Below are 15,417 nucleotides of genomic sequence, written 5' to 3'. Positions count from 1 at the left end.
GTTGAACGATGCAGGCAGTTGAGCGGTGCCAGCAACGGTGGCTGGCGCCGCACCGTTCGTGCGCATCCATCGCGGATCGCGGCACGAGGGGGTGTTCAGGGCGACCCCCGTGCCGCGGAGCGCGAACGCTCGGTCATCCCGCGCCGCGCGCGACGTCACGCTCGTGCCGGGCGACCTCCTCACCGGCCTCGTGGAGTTGCTACGGGACGCCGTCCAGGACGGCGCCAGCGTCGGCTTCGTCCGAGTCCCTGGGGTCTCCGACGCTGAGCAGTGGTGGCGCCGCTACCTCGCGGGCGGGTGGATGTGGGTCGCAGTCGAGGAATCGCAGGGAACGGCGCGGGTCGCCGGGACCGTCAGCCTGCGCGTGGACCAGCCCGAGAACGGCCCCCACCGCGCTGAGCTGACCAAACTGCTGGTCCACCGCGACTTCCGGGGACGGGGACTCGCCTCCCCGTCTGGTGACCGCGGCCGAAGAAGTGGCTGTGCAGGCCGGCCGAACCCTGCTGGTGCTGGACACCGAGACGGGCAGCCCAGCGGAGGGCATCTACGAGCGGTGGGGCTGGCATCGAGTCGGGACCATCGAGGGTTACGCGCTGAACCCCGACGGCGGTGTGCGGGGCACGACGTTGTTCAGCAAGGTGCTGGAGGAGCCGCTGAGAGCTGCCGACGACTGACACGGGGGACGCTGAGAACCCGCCTGCATGCCAACACACCGCTGAACGCAGCGACTTGGTCACGTCGAGGAGCAGAACGCAGGGTCATCTTGCGGTACGCGCGGCAGGGGCCGGGTCTGGAGAATGCTTCTCTGACGACACCCTCCGCGCTGGAAGTCGGCGAGCATCACTCGAGGTCACTGCTGTCGGGCGGGGCGTTCTCTCCTGAGCCGAACGGGACGCTTCCAGTCAGGATGTGAAGCTGCCGACGGTGTGATTGCCTACTGACCCGGGTGCAGCAGCCGCTCGTCGCACCAGTCTTGACGGCTGCCGTCTCCCTTGGACCACCACCCGTGAACCTCGTCGACCACTTCCGCGCCGCCTGGATCTTCGAAGCCGCTCATCACCACCTGGACCTGCTGCCCACCGTTCTGGCCCGCGCCATTACCCAGGTCCTGCCCGTGGACGCCGCCGGCATCAGCTTCTTCGGAGCAGAACAGCGCGTCCCCCTGGGCGCCAGCGCTCCCGAGGCCGTCACCGCTGAACGCTCGCAGTTCACCCTCGGAGAAGGACCCTGCTTCACCGCGCACGACACCGATCAGCCGGTCATCGCTGACGAAGCCACCCTGCGAGGTCGCTGGCCCGCCCTGCACGACCTGCTGTGCCGGCACAGCCCCTACCGCTCCGTCGTCGTCCTGCCCCTGGGCCACGGCGCCCACCTCAGTGGCGCCATCGATCTGTACTCGACACAATCTCGCCCTGACACCCGGCTGGACCTGCGCTCCGCGCAGACGGTCTGCGATCTCACCCACTACGCACTGACGTACCTGTGGTCAGCCACCGACCTTGATCTCGGCTCCGACCTTGATCTCGGCTCCGACCTTGATCTCGCCTCCGCCGGCGATCTCGGCTCTGCCGTCGACGTCGAACCGGGCCAGGTGGCGTCATCCAGTGACGGTCTGAGCCGGTTCGTGGACCCGGCCCACCCCCGGGCGTGGCTGAACAGCGCCGCGGTCCGCGCCCGCCAAGAAGTATGGATCGCCGTCGGCATCTGCAACGCCACCCTGCACCTGGACACCTCCGACGCCTTCGCCCTGCTCCGCGCACACGCCTACACCCAGGACCAGACGCTGGAAGAGACCGCCGCCGACGTCGTCACCGGCCGCACCCCAGCGCAGTCCCTGACTGAAGCTGATGACCACTGATTCCGGTGACCACGACCGCGACGGCTCTGCCGCGGGCAGAGCCGAGCGTCTCGCCCACGTAGGTCGGCGTACTCGACAAGTCCAGGACCAAGCCCGAGCCCTGGTCAACACGGCGACTCAGCTGGCGGGTGAGGTCGCCGCCGTCGAAGGCAGGGTGGCCCAGACGTATCGAGAACTCGCGGTCACTGCGATGCAGCAGGGCCGACACGAGGACGTCGCCCGCCTCAATGCCCGCGCCGAGCACGCCCAGCGCTTCACCCGAGCCGAGACGGACCAAGCCCACCGCTGATTCCACTGCTGCGGACGCGAAACGACTCACACACCACAGGTCTCCATCAAACCCGGGCCTTGACGATCTATAGGACCATCACAGGACAACTTGTGTGGGTGATGCGCGCAGCGCCGTGGGCAACGTCCGCTCCTATCTACGGGCGATCTGGTCTTCAACGAACACGGGCTTTGCGAGCGTGATCGCGGGAATGGCCGCCACGAAGGAGACCGCGAGCAGGAACAGCAGCGGCAGGGTCCACCCGTCGCTCACGTCATGCAGCACCCCCACCAGCAGCGGACCGAGTGCGCCGAACGCGTACGCGACCCCCTGGGCGAAACCACTCAACGCGACGGTGCCGGCCTGGGTTCGGGTCCGCATGTTGATGAGCACGAGACTGACTGGGAAGAGGATCGACCCCGAGCCGATGAGCAGGACCCAGACCAAGGTGAGCGTTGCCGGCGCGAGTAGCAGACCGAGGTAGCCGAGGACGAAGCCCGCGACACCAGCAGCGATCAGCCAGCTGACACTGGGCAGCCGCGCAACGAGCAGGGGCGCGATGAGGGCGCCAGGCACGCTGACAAGACCGGTGACCGCGAGTAGCACACCCGCCTCAGTCGCCGTCGAGCCGGCGACATCGCCGAGGATTTCGGGCAGCCACGCGAAGGCCGCGTAGGTGCAGATCGTGCTAGTTGAGAAGAGGACCGTGATCGAGAGTGCTGCCCGTGAGCGCCACAGGCGCGTCACGATGGCGGGCGCCGACGCCTCGACGGTGACGGCGTCTCTGAGTCGCCGGCGGCGCTCCCGCACGGTGATGACCACCCACGGAGCGAGCGCGACAATTGAGCTCAGTGACCAGATGCCGAGTGAGGAGCGCCAGCCGAAGCGCTCGGCTACCGGTGCCGCGAGGGCCGCGGGCACAGCAGTGCTCACCCCAACGATGCAGGCGTAGACCGCGGTCAGCAGGGCGACCCGGTCGGGGAAGTAGCGCCGGACGATGGAGGGGAGCAGTACGTTGCCGATGCCCGTGCCCGCGAACGCGACGGTGCTGCCGACGACCAGCACCGCGAAGCCCGGGGCGAAAGCACGAACGAGGTGACCCGCGGTCATGAGCACCAGCGCGAGGACGACGCCGCCCTCGAGACCGAGGCTGCGTGCAACACGTGGCGCGATGAACCCGGACGCCGCGAACAGGACGGGTGGCAGGGTGCCGAGCACCCCGACGCCGATGTCCGACAACGGGATGTCCACGCGGATGTCGCTGAGGATCGGCGACACCGCCGCAACCGCCTGGCGAAGGGTGAAAGCGACGAGAACGATGCCCAGCAACGCGGCTGTACGTCCCGCCCACAGCGGAGGGTGGCGGTGCTCGAACATCCTGTGAGTCTAGGAAGGGGTCAAAGACTGACTGGATGATTCGGATGGGGGCGCCCGGAGCCGACTGGGGATTTCTCGTGGCCACACGAGCTCGTCGACGAGCAACTGGCCACCGCAGGCGCCCAGGCCAACGGCCCGGGAGCCCACGTGCAGCAGGGTCAGTGCACCACCGACCGGGGGTCTGCTGCCCTAATCCATGAACGGGAGACCCGGCCTGGCTGAGACGGTGTGAGGTGCTACCTGAAGCGATGGTGGACATGATCCTGATCAGCCTCTTGCTGGATGACCTGACCGTGGCCTGCCCCTCGCTCGCCGTACGGGCAACAACGACAGCGGGATCGACGACAGCGGTGGAGTTTGCTGCACCGATCAGTGACAACTACGTCACCGATCAGTGCAGCAGACCCGCTCTTCGGACCTGTCGATGGAAGGCGAGCCTGAGCTCGCCAGCGAAAGTATGCCGTTCGGCGCCGGGTCAGGCGCTGGTCTGCAGGTAAGTGACTGTTTCAGATATGGAGTGAGTGCTGCCTCGGCCTAGTCAGCCGACGCAGCATCATCCGCGTGTAGGCGATCTGGACCATGGTGAGGGCCGTACTCGCCAACCGTTCGAAGTCGCGAGCCAGACGACGGGCCCGGCTGATCCAGGCGAAGAAACGTTCCACCACCCAGCGCCGAGGCAGGACGTGGAAGCCGACCGTTCCCGGCGCTCGACTGATGACCGTGGTGGTGATGCCCAGTTCCGCGGCACGCTCGATGAAGCCGCGGCGAAAGCCCTGGTCGCACCACACTTGACGCAGGTCGGGGAACTGTTCGGCGAGTTCCTCCAGCAGGTCGATCCCGGCAGCGGTCTCACTGATGGCCCCGCCGGTGATCTGCACCGCCAACAGGTTCCCTTCAACGTCGACGGCGGTCATCCGCTTGCGGCCGTTGACTTTCTTGCCGGCGTCGTAGGAGCGGCCGTGGCCTGCTTCGCTGCTGCGGACGCTCTGGGAGTCGATGACGAAGGCCGTCGCCGCAACGGCCCGCCTTTTCCCAGGCGGTCCAGCACGCGAACTTCGTCGACCAGCTTCTGCCAGGTCCCGTCTTCTTCCAGTCGCCGTGACCAGCGGTAGCAGGTCTCCCACGCCGGTAGGTCGTGTGGCATCGCCCGCCACTTCGCACCGTTGTCGACGATGTAGAAGATGCCGTTGAGGACCTCGCGCAGGTCCTGGCGAGGGCGGCCCATCCGTCCCTGCTGAGGTAGGAGGGGCTTGATCAGCTCCCACTCCGCATCAGTCAGGTCGGATGGGTACGTTTTGCGATCACCAGCCACCGCACCAGCATGCCCGACATGGACCCACATCTGAAACAGTCACTTAGGGACACGTTGGCGTAGCGAGGCCCGGCGCTGCTGAACCCCCCAGTCGGACAGACCACTGCGCGAACCAAGGTGGGGGTTACGCGTCGCAGACACCGGTGACTGCGGAACCGGGTTGATGACGGGTCCACGCCCATGATGCGCGTGATGGGCGTAAAAGCCGCCGATCACGCTCAGACAGTGGTTGATCGTTCGAGACGCATGCCCGACCTGTCCGGAGCTCGTGGATGAGTGGCCACGCCGGGCTGGGCGTCCCGGTGTCGACTTCATCCAGCCGACCAAGGTCGCGACCTCGGTGCTGGTCGCTGCTTGCCAGTCGACCTCGAGCATCCACAGCAGCCGGAACCAGCGCAGCAGGTCGTAGCTGTAGCTGCGACAGCTCGCCGGACTCGCGTCACTCAGGGCCAGCTCGCGTAGGTAGCTGGCCACCGGTCTCACGGACTGCCCTCGGTCGCAGACCACGAAGGGCGGGAAGCGCTCACCTGTCGCTTCCACCGCTCCGCGGGGAACCAAATCGCAGGCCCCCTCGCGCAGCTGGTCACGAAGGGATGGCGGCGGTGCTGATGACCCGGACGATGCTCGTGGGAAGTTCATATGGTGCAGTCAACAGGGATGATCAACGCCCGGATCGAGACCGTCACGGAGAAGCCTGCCTTCAAGCGGGCAGCGGCCAAACGCAGGCTACTGGTGCCCGCTTATCTGGTACCCGTCTGAGCTTGTCACTGATGGACCCATGAGGTTCCCACCGGGGCGGGGCCAGGCATGATGATCGGCGTGCCTCACTTCGACCTCGTCATCATCGGCTCGGGTTCCGGCAACAGCATCGTGGACGAGAGGTTCGCCGACCTGAGCGTCGCGATCGTCGAGAAGGGCGTCTTCGGCGGTACCTGCCTCAACGTCGGCTGCATCCCGACGAAGATGTTCGTGCTGCCGGCCGACCTGGCCACGAGCCCGGCCGAGGCCGCGCGGCTCGGCGTCGACCTGGAGTTCAAGGGCGTGGACTGGCCGGCCGTCCGGGACCGGATCTTCGGCCGGATCGACCCCATCTCCGCCGGCGGCGAGCAGTGGCGGGCCGGCAACGACAACGTCACCCTCTACCGGACCCAGGTGCGCTTCACCGGGCCGAAGGAGCTCCTGACGGCCCAGGGCGAGACCCTGACCGCCGACCGGATCGTCATCGCCGCCGGCAGCCGCGCGGTCGTCCCGCCCATCGAGGGGATCGACGCGGTCACGGTCCACACCTCCGACACCGTCATGCGGCTCGACCGGCTGCCGGAGACGATGATCGTCGTCGGTGGCGGGTACATCGCGGCGGAGTTCGCCCACGTCTTCGCCGCCTACGGCACGGCCGTCACGGTGCTGCTGCGCTCGGACGCCATGCTGCGCAACGAGGACGGCGAGGTCTCGCGACGATTCACCGAGCGCATGGCGCAGCGGGTCGACCTGCGCCGCGCGGTCCAGGTGAGCCGGGTCGAACCGCTGCCGGGGGACCGGGTGCGGGCCGTCCTCGACGACGGGACCGTGCTGGAGGCCGACGTGCTGCTGGTGGCGGCCGGCCGGACCCCGAACTCCGACCTGCTCGACCTCGGCACCGCGGGCATCGGGTGCGAGGAGGACGGCCGGATCGAGGTGGACGCCTTCCAGCGCACCACGGTCGAGGGGGTCTTCGCCCTCGGGGACGTCAGTTCCCCCTTCCAGCTCAAGCACGTCGCCAACCACGAGGCGAAGGTGGTGCAGCACAACCTGCTGCACCCGCAGGAGATGATCGAGACCTCGCGCCGGTTCGTCCCGCACGCGGTGTTCTCCGACCCGCAGGTCGCCTCGGTGGGGCTGACCGAGGAGCAGGCCCGCGAGATGGGCCTGCCCTACGTCAGCGCCGTCCAGGAGTACGGATCGGTCGCCTACGGGTGGGCGTTGGAGGACCAGCACCACTTCGCCAAACTGCTGGCCGACCCGCAGTCGGGCCGTCTGCTGGGGGCGCACGTCATGGGGCCGCAGGCCTCCTCGCTGCTGCAGCCTCTGATCCAGGCGATGGCGTTCGGCCTGGACGCGCGGACGATGGCCCGGGGGCAGTACTGGATCCACCCGGCCCTGCCGGAGGTCGTCGAGAACGCCCTGCTGGCCCTGCCCTTGAGTTGATCGCGGTGCCCGGTGGGTCCGGGGTCCCCCTGTAGGGTTTCCCGTCGTGGACCTGGGGCTCGCGGGACGTGTGGCGCTGGTGGTGGGTGAAACCGGCCTGATCGGTTCCGCCGTCGTGGAACGGTTGCGCGCCGAAGGGGCCACCGTCGTCGCGGCGTCCCGGCGCACGACCGACGGGTTGGTCCTGGACGGCAGCGACGAGAACTCGGTGCGGGCCGGGGTTTCCGCGGTGCTGGCCGAGCACGGCCGGCTGGACGCGTTGGTGGTCACGGCCGCCCCGTCGGCGCGCACGCTCGACCCGGCCAGGAACTCCGACCCCGCCCAGGTCCTGGCCGCCGTCGAGGCCTTCGCCGGACTCTACGAACTGTGGCCGGACCCGGCCAAGGACGAGAACGACCCCGACCGCTGGCTGTGGACGTTCACCACCCAAGCCACCCAAGCCACCGACGCCCTCGGCCACATCCACGACCGCACCCCGGTCCTCCTCCCGCCCGACATGCGAGACGACTGGCTGGACCCCCAGCTGACCGACCTGGATCTGGTCCGCCAGGTTCTGGATGCTTTGCCGGAGCCGACGTTGAGCACCCGAGAGGTTTCCCCCGCGGTCAACTCGCCTCGCAACGACTCCCCGGACCTCATCGCTGCTGTTTGATGAGCCAGCCCGCAGGGGCTGGAGGTCGCCCTGGTCGGGTACGTCAGGTCGGCGATCCGGGCTCGCCGTCTCCTACCGGTGACGTCCCACCGGGCTGGTCGGCGTGAGGTTTCCCCCGGCGCTCACGTCGACGTGGCCTGCTCTCACGAGCGCCGACATCGTCGTGTGCCACCCATCAGTCGCCGACGGACTGCTGGGGGTGCGCTGCAGCCGCACTACGGCGGAGGACTGGTAACGCAACGGCAGCAGGGTGACGGCAACACCCGTGCAACACCCGCGCAACGTCAGTGCGACACCACGGCAACACCGCGGCGACACCGAGTACCCGCGTCCGTCGAGTGGCTCCTGTCAGAGTGGACGGGTGGCGACAGGCGCGCAGACGAGGACGAGACGACGGCGGAGCAGGTGCCGCCTGATCGGGTTGGCTGCAACCAGTGTTGTCGTAGCAACCGTGCTCACTGGCTGCACCCCGAGCACCTCATCGACCACGACAGCCAGCCCAGACGTCTCCTCTACGGTCAGCGCTGCGCCGAGCGCACCCGCCCCCACCACCTCCTCTGCAGCGCCAACCGGGGCGACCGCGAGCGCCGGGGGTGCGACTGGCGGGGGTGCGACTGACGGGGGTGCGACTGGCGAGGGTGGCGGTGGTGCGGGAGCTGCGGCGGGTGGTGCACAGGGTCAGACGGCGGTGGCGGTGCTGGCGAGGCTGGAGGTGAAGGGCCGGGCCCCGAAGACCGGGTACAGCCGTGAGCAGTTCAGCGACGGGTGGGTCGACACCGACCGCAACGGCTGCGACTCCCGCAACGACGTCCTCGCCCGCGACCTCACGGGCGAGACGTTCAAGCCCGGCACCCGCGACTGCGTCGTCGCCACCGGCACCCTGGCCGATCCTTACAGCGGCAAGACCATCGCCTTCACCCGCGGGCAGGACACCTCCTCCGCGGTGCAGATCGACCACGTCGTCGCCCTCTCCGACGCCTGGCAGAAGGGCGCGCAGCAGTGGGACGCAGCCAAGCGCGTCACGTTCGCCAACGACGGTCTGGAGCTGCTGGCGGTGGACGGGCCGTTAAACGGGCAGAAGAGCGACGGTGACGCCGCGACCTGGCTGCCTCCGAACAAGACCTACCGCTGCGCCTACGTCGCCCGCCAGGTCGGGCTGAAGGCCACGTGGGGGCTGTGGGTGACCGCCGCGGAGCACGACGCCATCGCCGGGGTCCTCGCGTCATGCCCCGGCGAGGTCCTGCCCATCGACCCGGCCGCGAGCGCGAGCAGTGGCGGCAGTGCCGGTGCCGGTGCCGGTGCCGGTGCAGCGGTCAGTCAGTCCGCGGCGCCTGCTCCCCCACCGGTTCCCGCTCCTGCTCCTGTCCCGCCGCCTGCGAGCGCCGCTGCTCCAGACCCGGCGCCGGTACCCGCACCCACGCAGGCAGACGCTGGCACCGATCCCGATATGGGCACCTGCAAGGCCGCGAAGGCCGCCGGCTACGGCCCTTACGTCGAAGGCCAGGACCCGGAGTACGCCTTCTACCGAGATGCGGATCACGACGGCCAGGTGTGCGAGTGAGTCCCACCTCCAGCCGGGCCGGTGACCGCTCTGGCCCTGACTCTGGCCCTGACTCTGACGCTGACGTGGTCGGCGCCCGCCGTGCCCATCGACCTCGACTGCGCTCGCTCACCCTTAGCGTCGCTGCACTGGCCTGGCTCCTCTCCTACGCTCTGCCCATCCTCAATCCCGACCTCAACCCTGCCGCGCGCACCAGCTGCACGCTCGTCTCCGCCGCCGTGTGGGCGCTGTTCGCCCTGGACTACGCCTGGCGGTTGTTCCATTCCCCACGCCGGCTGCACTTCATCTGGACCCACCCCCTGGACTTGGCCTTGCTGGCCCTGCCCGCCCTGCGTCCCTTGCGCCTGCTGCGACTCATTACCGTCCTGCAAGTCCTCAACCGCACCGGTGGCACCTCCCTGCGCGGGCGGGTCAGCATCTACGTCGCCACCGCCACCGCCCTCGTCGGCTTCTGCGCAGCCCTCGCCGTGCTCGACGCCGAACGCGGCACCCCAGACGCCACCATCACCACTTTTCCCGACGCCTGCTGGTGGGTCCTGACCACCATCACCACCGTCGGCTACGGCGATCGCTACCCCGTCACCGGCACCGGACGCCTGGTCGCGGTCGGACTCATGCTCGCGGGGATCGCCCTGCTCGGGGTGGTCACCGCCTCCCTGGCGTCCTGGCTGATCGAACGCGTCAGCGAGGAGCAGGAACAGAGCACCGCCGCGACCCGCGCCGACGTCAACGCGCTCACCCTCGAGGTGCGCCAGCTACGGGCGGAGCTGCAGGCACAACGCGAGAAATCCGACACCCCACCCAGTCTGTAGTTACTGCTCAACGCAACGATGAGCAGACTTACCGGCTACCTCCCGGCCCTGTCTTACTTCTCCTTCGACCTGACCTGTTGCTGCGCAATGAGAACGCTCCACGCCGACGCCGCGGCCGAGGTCACGTTCGAGCTGGTCGGCGATGTCGTCAGCCGCAATACGTGCTTCACGTTTCCCGACCCGCTCCGGTGAGGCACACCCTGCGAGCGCCGGTCCGGTGAGTGCTGCCACCGTGAGCAGGGCGAGGGCGGTGCGTTTCACACTCACGATGATCGCAGGAGCGGTGTCAGCGGGTCCTGAGTAGCCGTGTCTGTTTATCACCTGTTCTGCGGATCGTGAGCGTCGGTGTTCTCGCCCGGTTGCACCGTGACCGTGACCTCCCCGTGGAAGTCAGGTCTTTCGGTTGAAGGCGCCGCGTGCTGCCGCCACGGTCATGCCGGCGAAGACGACTCTCAGCAGCGTGCAGAGCGTTGCTGACGTCCAGTCCGGAGCGCTGTCGGCGTCGACCAGATTGCTCGGGTCGTCGGGGTCGTCGGGGTCGTAGAGGGTGAGGAACCGTGGACCTACGGTGGGTGCGATGTTGAAGTTGGCGCGCTCGAGGTCGCTGGCGTGCATCGTCTTGCCGTCAGGCAATTGCAGGTCGGCGTCGAACCACTTACCGTTGTAGTCGGTGATGACGGCACTCCCCAGTCGGCCGTGCTCGCGCAGGGCGGTTGCCTGCTGGATCAGGACGAGAGCGACGAGTAGGGCTGCGACTGTGGCGATGGCGCAGAAGTTCCAGGTTCCCAGCTGAAAACCGGTCCCAAACAGACGAGCTCTGCGCTGGCGCGCGAACCTCACCCGCACCTGGCGGGCCCCTAGCGAACCCGGCGTACCCCCACCCGACCGCCCACTCGAAGAACCTCACCTCAACCGGTTGTCCCGCAGTGAGGTTACTGCTCCCGTCTACTGGCGTTTTGGATCAAATGGGAACATCAGTTTCTCGTGTTCTCATCAGACCGCAGGTCGCGCTCCAACCTGCGCATCATCTCTTCAGACCGCGCCAAGTCCGCCAGAACATTCGGCAGGTCCACCCCCACATCAGCTCCCAACCCTTCCAGGGCCGCAGCGACGCTCTTCAGGCTGTCCGCGGCCTCCCTCGCAGCCGTAGCCGCATCGTGCCCCTGCCCTGAACCGTTCAACTCATCACTCATAGCCCCACGATCCCACTACTCCCGGTCATTTTCATCACCACGGGTGCCGCACGAACCCAACCGCGACGGCAAGCGCGGGAGCCAACCATCAGCAAGACAAGTCAGTGCTCACGCATCACGCCCGCACCAGAGAGTCAGGGCCCAGCTCAGGGCGGTGTCCAAACCTGCGAGGCAGGCGGTGTCGACCAGGAGTGCTGCGCCGGCGGAGGAGATCAGAGAGTCGCCGTCCGCAGCCGTGGTCAGGTGGTGGGGCGGGATTCAGTCTTCACTCACGAAGTGCCTCTCTGCGTGGTGGCTATCTGCCTTCACAAGCAGCATGATCACCTGCAGAGCAGGCACTTCGCCACATTTACGACCCGTGTCAGCATCCCTGGTCAGGCTCTCCGTGAGGAGATCGAGGCTAGATCCAGTCTTGAACCTTGGCCTTTGTCTCGCGAGCGTCGGACCAGAGTGCGACGTCGAGGCGTGCGCACGCCGCGACCAGTGCAGGCAAGTTTGCGTTCAACATTTCTTGCTGCACCTGCGCAGCGGCGAACGCGGCCAGGTCTGAGGCCGGCGTCGATTCAGCGCCGTCGACCGTCAACGTGGGCAGGCGCACGGCGAGCTCCTCGAGGACCGGGATGACTGCTCGCAGACGATCCAGCGCGGCGCGGGTGGCCTGGACGGCGTGGCGAGCCTCGAGCTGAGACAACGACGGCGGGACGGTCATGGCAACTCCAGTCGGCAGACACCGGGACAACACGATCTAAGGACCATATCGTTCCCTGCCGACACTCACTCCCATTCTTAACGAGTCAATCACAATCGCAATCAATCAAACAACCTGATTCGAATTCGTCGCGGATCTGAAAAAAGTTAGCTACTGGCGCCAGCCTTCAATACTCTGAGCACCTTCAATGCTTTGAGCATCTGTCATCATGCGCACATGGCCACCCGCACCACCACGCAACTGATCGACGACGTCGACGGCACCAGCCCCGCCACCGAACGCATCGCCTTCACCCTCGAAGGCGACAGCTACGAGATCGACCTCAGCACCGACCACGCCCACCAACTCCGCGCCGGTCTCAACGTGTTCATCCAGCACGCCCGCCGCACCGGGAAGCAGACCATCGGACACCGCGACAACTACAAACGCACCACCCTCACCCCTGATCACCGCATCATCCGCGCCTGGGCCTTGGACAACGGCCACAGCGTTCCTGCCAGCGGCCGCATCAGCCTGACCGTCCTGCGCGCCTACGAAGATGCCCACTAACCCCAGGGCGGTCCAGTCCCAGCCAGTCCCCGCCTGCGAGCGCCGGTGGGTTTGACGGTCCGGGCGCGCTGGAGGTGTGGAGCTGGCCGACCCGGGAGAGCAGACGATGGGGGCGACCGGCCGGGTCTGTGATCGGGACCTCGTTCGATGGACGTGATCGATGAACTGATCACCGATGAGGGGGCTTCGTCAGCGACGACACGATTGCTCTCGGAACTGGGCCCGCGAGCTCAGGTCCTAGCCCCTGCACCGTAGCCCGTGCTCTCAGCGTCGCCGTGTGGCAGGCTCAGTCCACAGCAAAGGCGACAGCTCGCTGACTCACCGGGTTCGATCTCGGGCTGGGGAGGTGCAGCTGGTACCGGGAGCAGGCAGGAGTCACGACGTGCCCCGCATCATCACCCGCGGCAGCCGCATCGATGCACGCCGCGCCACCACGGTTGGTCTGGCCTCCTTCGCCACCCTCACCCTCGTCCCGCTGCTCGCCCACGCCAAGCCCAGCGAACGCGCCGTCCTGCTCCTGGCCGCGGTCCCCGCCGCCGCGCTCTTCGGCTACCTCGCCGGCTACGCCGCAGGATCGGCCACCCATCTCGAGGCGGCTGCACTGCAGAATGCGCAGGTCACGGACCGCCAACTGCGTGCCGCTCAATTTCAGGCTGCTCAGCCGTCTGCACCGGTCATCAGCATCGTCAGCGAAACCGTCCCCTGCTCCGGGTCCGGTTCGCCCGTAGGCAGCGGCCATCTCGCCGGCCTCGCCCGACCCCCCGCAGGTCAGCCCGCGAGTCAGCGCCACGACGGGCTGCACCTGGTACCCGCGCCCAGCCGCGAAGCCTCCCCTGCCGGACCTGCCGCCGAAGCTGCTCCTAGCGGGCTCAGCTACAGCGGTCCCCACCTCACTCTGATCGTCACCCAGCACCCCACCAGCTGACACCTCAGCTCAAGACCACCCCCGGCAGCTCAGCCAACTCCGGCTACTGGGCTTCACAAGTGCAACAGCACCGAGTCCGCTTCAGCGAAGACGCCGCGGCCGGCAGGGCGCCTAGGCCCGTAAGCGCGACTCACGTCACTCGTGCACCCCCCACATCTCGCCCCACCCCCTTGGACTCCCCGCACCGGAGGACCCGCCATGACCCAGGCCAGCCACCAGCCCGCCAGCGCCGACGACGCCAACCCTCGTGCCGGCGCCGGCACAGGAATCAGCGGCCGCAGTAACACCGGCTACGGCTACGGCGACCCCGGCTACGACGTCACTGACACCGAGCACCCCGCCACCCGCCATGCCCAAGCCCGCCAAAGCAATGCCCACCGCGCCACCTACGCCGCCGAAGCCCTCCACCGCCACGGCCAGATCAGCCACAGCGACGCCGACGACATGCACCAAGCCCTCGTCGAGCTCCTCACCGACCTGCACCACCTCTGCGACGCCTGCGACCTCGACCTCGCTCCCCTCTTCGAAGCCGCTGGCCTCATCCACACCCGCGAAACCCAAGCCGCCTGACTGCACACCCTCCAGAGCGCTGCAGCACTACAGCATCTATGGCAGCGACGGGCTCCTGAGACCTGAGTCCCCGACAGCAGGCTTTAGCCGCCTTATCTTGCTTTACCTACCCTAGATAAAGTGGGATAAGACCGCTAAGCTCACCCCATGAGGGCCTTGACCAACCCCTACACCCCCAACGCCGGCGCCGAACCCGAAGCCATCGTCGGACGCGACGACCAACTCGCCTCCTTCGACCTGCTCCTGGCCCGACTCACCCGCGGCCGCACCGAACAATCCATGATCATCACTGGGCTGCGCGGAGTCGGCAAGACCGTCCTGCTGGGGCAGTTCCGCACCAAAGCCCTCGAGCAGGAATGGGTCGTCGTCGAGCAAGAAGTGAGCAAGCACGACGAAGCCGACTTCCGCCGCGACATCTCCTCCCGCCTGCGCACCGCCCTGCTCCAGCTCTCCCCACGAGTTCGCTGGACCGACCGCCTGCGCCACGCCGCCGCGGTCCTGAAGTCCTTCAGCCTCTCCATCGACCCCTCCGGCACCCTCACCGGCTCGCTCAGTGCAGGGATGGACGTCGAAGCCGCCGAAGGCCACGCCGACCACGCCGACCTCGCCATGGACCTCACCGACGTCTTCCTCGCCCTGGGCGAAGCCGCCAAAGAACAAGAACGCGGCGTGGTCCTGCTCTTCGACGAAGTGCAGTTCCTCAGCAAGACCCAACTCGAAGCCCTCATCCAAGCCCTGCACAAGATGGTCCAACGCAAACTACCCATCACCCTCGTCGGCGCCGGCCTCCCTCAGATCGCCGAACTCGCCGGGGACGCGAAGTCCTACGCCGAACGCCTCTTCAAATTCCCCGGCATCGGCAACCTCGACCCCCACGACGCCAAGCTCGCCCTCGCCCGGCCCGCCGCCGAGGAAGACGTCACCTACCACCCCGACGCCCTCACCGAAGCCGTCACCATCACCGGCGGCTACCCCTACTTCATCCAGGAACTCGGCTACGCCGTCTGGACCGTCGCACCCGGACCAGAAATCACCCTCGACGACGTCCACGCCGCGATCCCCGCCTACGAAGCCAAACTCGACGCCTCCTTCTTCCGCGTCCGCCTCGATCGCACCACCGACCTCCAACGCGCCTACCTACGCGCCATGGCCCAACTCGGCCCCACCCCCCAGAAAGCCGCCGACGTCGCCGACCTCATGGGCCGCGCCTCCACCAACCTCGGCCCCACCCGCGCCGAACTCATCAACATGGGCCTGCTCTGGACCCCCCAACACGGCTACGCCTCCTTCACCGTCCCCCACTTCGACCGCTTCCTCCTGCGCGCCATCCCCACCCTCGACGTCCCCCCACTACGCACCCGACGCCCCCGCTGACCCACCCATGAGGCTTGCACCGATTACCGAAACGTGGCAGCGAGAACCCTGCATCACGAACGCAGAGACGAGG

The 15,417-nt window shown here is 67.7% G+C and carries 15 protein-coding genes and 3 pseudogenes; 11 read left to right on the top strand and 7 right to left on the bottom strand.

The window, feature by feature from the left end:
• Positions 1-163: 163 nt before the first annotated feature.
• Positions 164-674, top strand: a pseudogene (locus AC0I8G_RS24105) (GNAT family N-acetyltransferase).
• Between the two features lie 332 nt (positions 675-1,006).
• Positions 1,007-1,858, top strand: coding sequence for a GAF and ANTAR domain-containing protein (locus AC0I8G_RS24100; RefSeq protein ID WP_471732213.1), 852 nt, complete (start codon positions 1,007-1,009; stop codon positions 1,856-1,858).
• Here AC0I8G_RS24100 and AC0I8G_RS24095 read toward each other — a convergent pair.
• The 4 genes and pseudogenes from AC0I8G_RS24095 to AC0I8G_RS24080 form a co-directional block, all read right to left on the bottom strand.
• Positions 1,809-2,141 carry a hypothetical protein gene (locus tag AC0I8G_RS24095; RefSeq protein ID WP_471732212.1) on the bottom strand — a complete coding sequence of 111 codons (333 nt, stop codon included), beginning with the start codon at positions 2,139-2,141 and terminating at the stop codon, positions 1,809-1,811. The genes AC0I8G_RS24100 and AC0I8G_RS24095 overlap by 50 nt on opposite strands.
• A gap of 138 nt (positions 2,142-2,279) precedes the next feature.
• On the bottom strand, positions 2,280-3,503 hold the full coding sequence (locus tag AC0I8G_RS24090) for an MFS transporter (RefSeq protein WP_471732211.1): 1,224 nt from the start codon (positions 3,501-3,503) through the stop codon (positions 2,280-2,282).
• A gap of 506 nt (positions 3,504-4,009) precedes the next feature.
• A complete protein-coding gene (locus AC0I8G_RS24085) occupies positions 4,010-4,627 on the bottom strand; it encodes an IS5 family transposase (RefSeq protein ID WP_471732210.1) in 618 nt (205 codons plus the stop codon).
• Positions 4,627-4,728: pseudogene (locus AC0I8G_RS24080) on the bottom strand (transposase); the annotation flags it as partial. The pseudogene AC0I8G_RS24080 and the gene AC0I8G_RS24085, both read right to left, overlap by 1 nt.
• Positions 4,729-5,469: 741 nt before the next feature.
• On the opposite strand from AC0I8G_RS24080, the pseudogene AC0I8G_RS24075 reads away from it, so the two are divergent.
• From AC0I8G_RS24075 to AC0I8G_RS24055, 5 genes and pseudogenes are all read left to right on the top strand, one after another.
• Positions 5,470-5,556: pseudogene (locus tag AC0I8G_RS24075) on the top strand (SOS response-associated peptidase family protein); the annotation flags it as partial.
• A 78-nt stretch (positions 5,557-5,634) separates the two neighbouring features.
• Complete coding sequence (locus AC0I8G_RS24070; RefSeq protein ID WP_471732209.1) at positions 5,635-6,999, top strand: mycothione reductase; 1,365 nt, start codon at positions 5,635-5,637, stop codon at positions 6,997-6,999.
• Between the two features lie 46 nt (positions 7,000-7,045).
• Positions 7,046-7,651, top strand: coding sequence for an SOS response-associated peptidase family protein (locus AC0I8G_RS24065; RefSeq protein WP_471732208.1), 606 nt, complete (start codon positions 7,046-7,048; stop codon positions 7,649-7,651).
• A gap of 688 nt (positions 7,652-8,339) precedes the next feature.
• Entirely contained in the window at positions 8,340-9,212 is an 873-nt protein-coding gene (locus AC0I8G_RS24060) for a GmrSD restriction endonuclease domain-containing protein (RefSeq protein WP_471732207.1), read from the top strand.
• 65 nt (positions 9,213-9,277) lie between these two features.
• A complete protein-coding gene (locus tag AC0I8G_RS24055; protein WP_471732206.1) occupies positions 9,278-10,024 on the top strand; it encodes a potassium channel family protein in 747 nt (248 codons plus the stop codon).
• Positions 10,025-10,414: 390 nt separating this feature from the next.
• Here AC0I8G_RS24055 and AC0I8G_RS24050 read toward each other — a convergent pair whose 3' ends face one another.
• From AC0I8G_RS24050 to AC0I8G_RS24040, 3 genes are all read right to left on the bottom strand, one after another.
• On the bottom strand, positions 10,415-10,864 hold the full coding sequence (locus AC0I8G_RS24050) for a hypothetical protein (protein WP_471732205.1): 450 nt from the start codon (positions 10,862-10,864) through the stop codon (positions 10,415-10,417).
• A 134-nt stretch (positions 10,865-10,998) separates the two neighbouring features.
• Complete coding sequence (locus AC0I8G_RS24045; protein WP_471732204.1) at positions 10,999-11,217, bottom strand: hypothetical protein; 219 nt, start codon at positions 11,215-11,217, stop codon at positions 10,999-11,001.
• A 400-nt stretch (positions 11,218-11,617) separates the two neighbouring features.
• Positions 11,618-11,926, bottom strand: coding sequence for a hypothetical protein (locus AC0I8G_RS24040; RefSeq protein WP_471732203.1), 309 nt, complete (start codon positions 11,924-11,926; stop codon positions 11,618-11,620).
• 216 nt (positions 11,927-12,142) lie between these two features.
• Between AC0I8G_RS24040 and AC0I8G_RS24035 the strand changes: the two genes are divergently transcribed.
• The 4 genes from AC0I8G_RS24035 (at position 12,143) to AC0I8G_RS24020 (ending at position 15,344) form a co-directional block, all read left to right on the top strand.
• Positions 12,143-12,475: a histone-like nucleoid-structuring protein Lsr2 gene (locus AC0I8G_RS24035; RefSeq protein WP_471732202.1), complete on the top strand. Its 333-nt coding sequence runs from the start codon at positions 12,143-12,145 to the stop codon at positions 12,473-12,475.
• A 382-nt stretch (positions 12,476-12,857) separates the two neighbouring features.
• A complete protein-coding gene (locus AC0I8G_RS24030; RefSeq protein ID WP_471732201.1) occupies positions 12,858-13,400 on the top strand; it encodes a hypothetical protein in 543 nt (180 codons plus the stop codon).
• Between the two features lie 198 nt (positions 13,401-13,598).
• Entirely contained in the window at positions 13,599-13,970 is a 372-nt protein-coding gene (locus AC0I8G_RS24025; protein WP_471732200.1) for a hypothetical protein, read from the top strand.
• 147 nt (positions 13,971-14,117) lie between these two features.
• Complete coding sequence (locus AC0I8G_RS24020; RefSeq protein WP_471732199.1) at positions 14,118-15,344, top strand: ATP-binding protein; 1,227 nt, start codon at positions 14,118-14,120, stop codon at positions 15,342-15,344.
• The last annotated feature ends 73 nt before the right edge of the window (positions 15,345-15,417 follow it).

The sequence above is a fragment of the Kineococcus sp. AC630 genome (genome assembly GCF_979255925.1).
Note: the sequence above shows the minus strand (reverse complement) of the source record. Positions and strands in the feature narration are given on the sequence as shown.

Coding starts and splice junctions, on each gene's coding strand:
- AC0I8G_RS24090 (WP_471732211.1), bottom strand. CDS start 3,503: ATGTTCGAGCACCGCCACCCTCCGCTGTGGGCGGGACGTACAGCCGCG.
- AC0I8G_RS24045 (WP_471732204.1), bottom strand. CDS start 11,217: ATGAGTGATGAGTTGAACGGTTCAGGGCAGGGGCACGATGCGGCTACG.
- AC0I8G_RS24040 (WP_471732203.1), bottom strand. CDS start 11,926: ATGACCGTCCCGCCGTCGTTGTCTCAGCTCGAGGCTCGCCACGCCGTC.
- AC0I8G_RS24035 (WP_471732202.1), top strand. CDS start 12,143: ATGGCCACCCGCACCACCACGCAACTGATCGACGACGTCGACGGCACC.
- AC0I8G_RS24025 (WP_471732200.1), top strand. CDS start 13,599: ATGACCCAGGCCAGCCACCAGCCCGCCAGCGCCGACGACGCCAACCCT.
- AC0I8G_RS24020 (WP_471732199.1), top strand. CDS start 14,118: ATGAGGGCCTTGACCAACCCCTACACCCCCAACGCCGGCGCCGAACCC.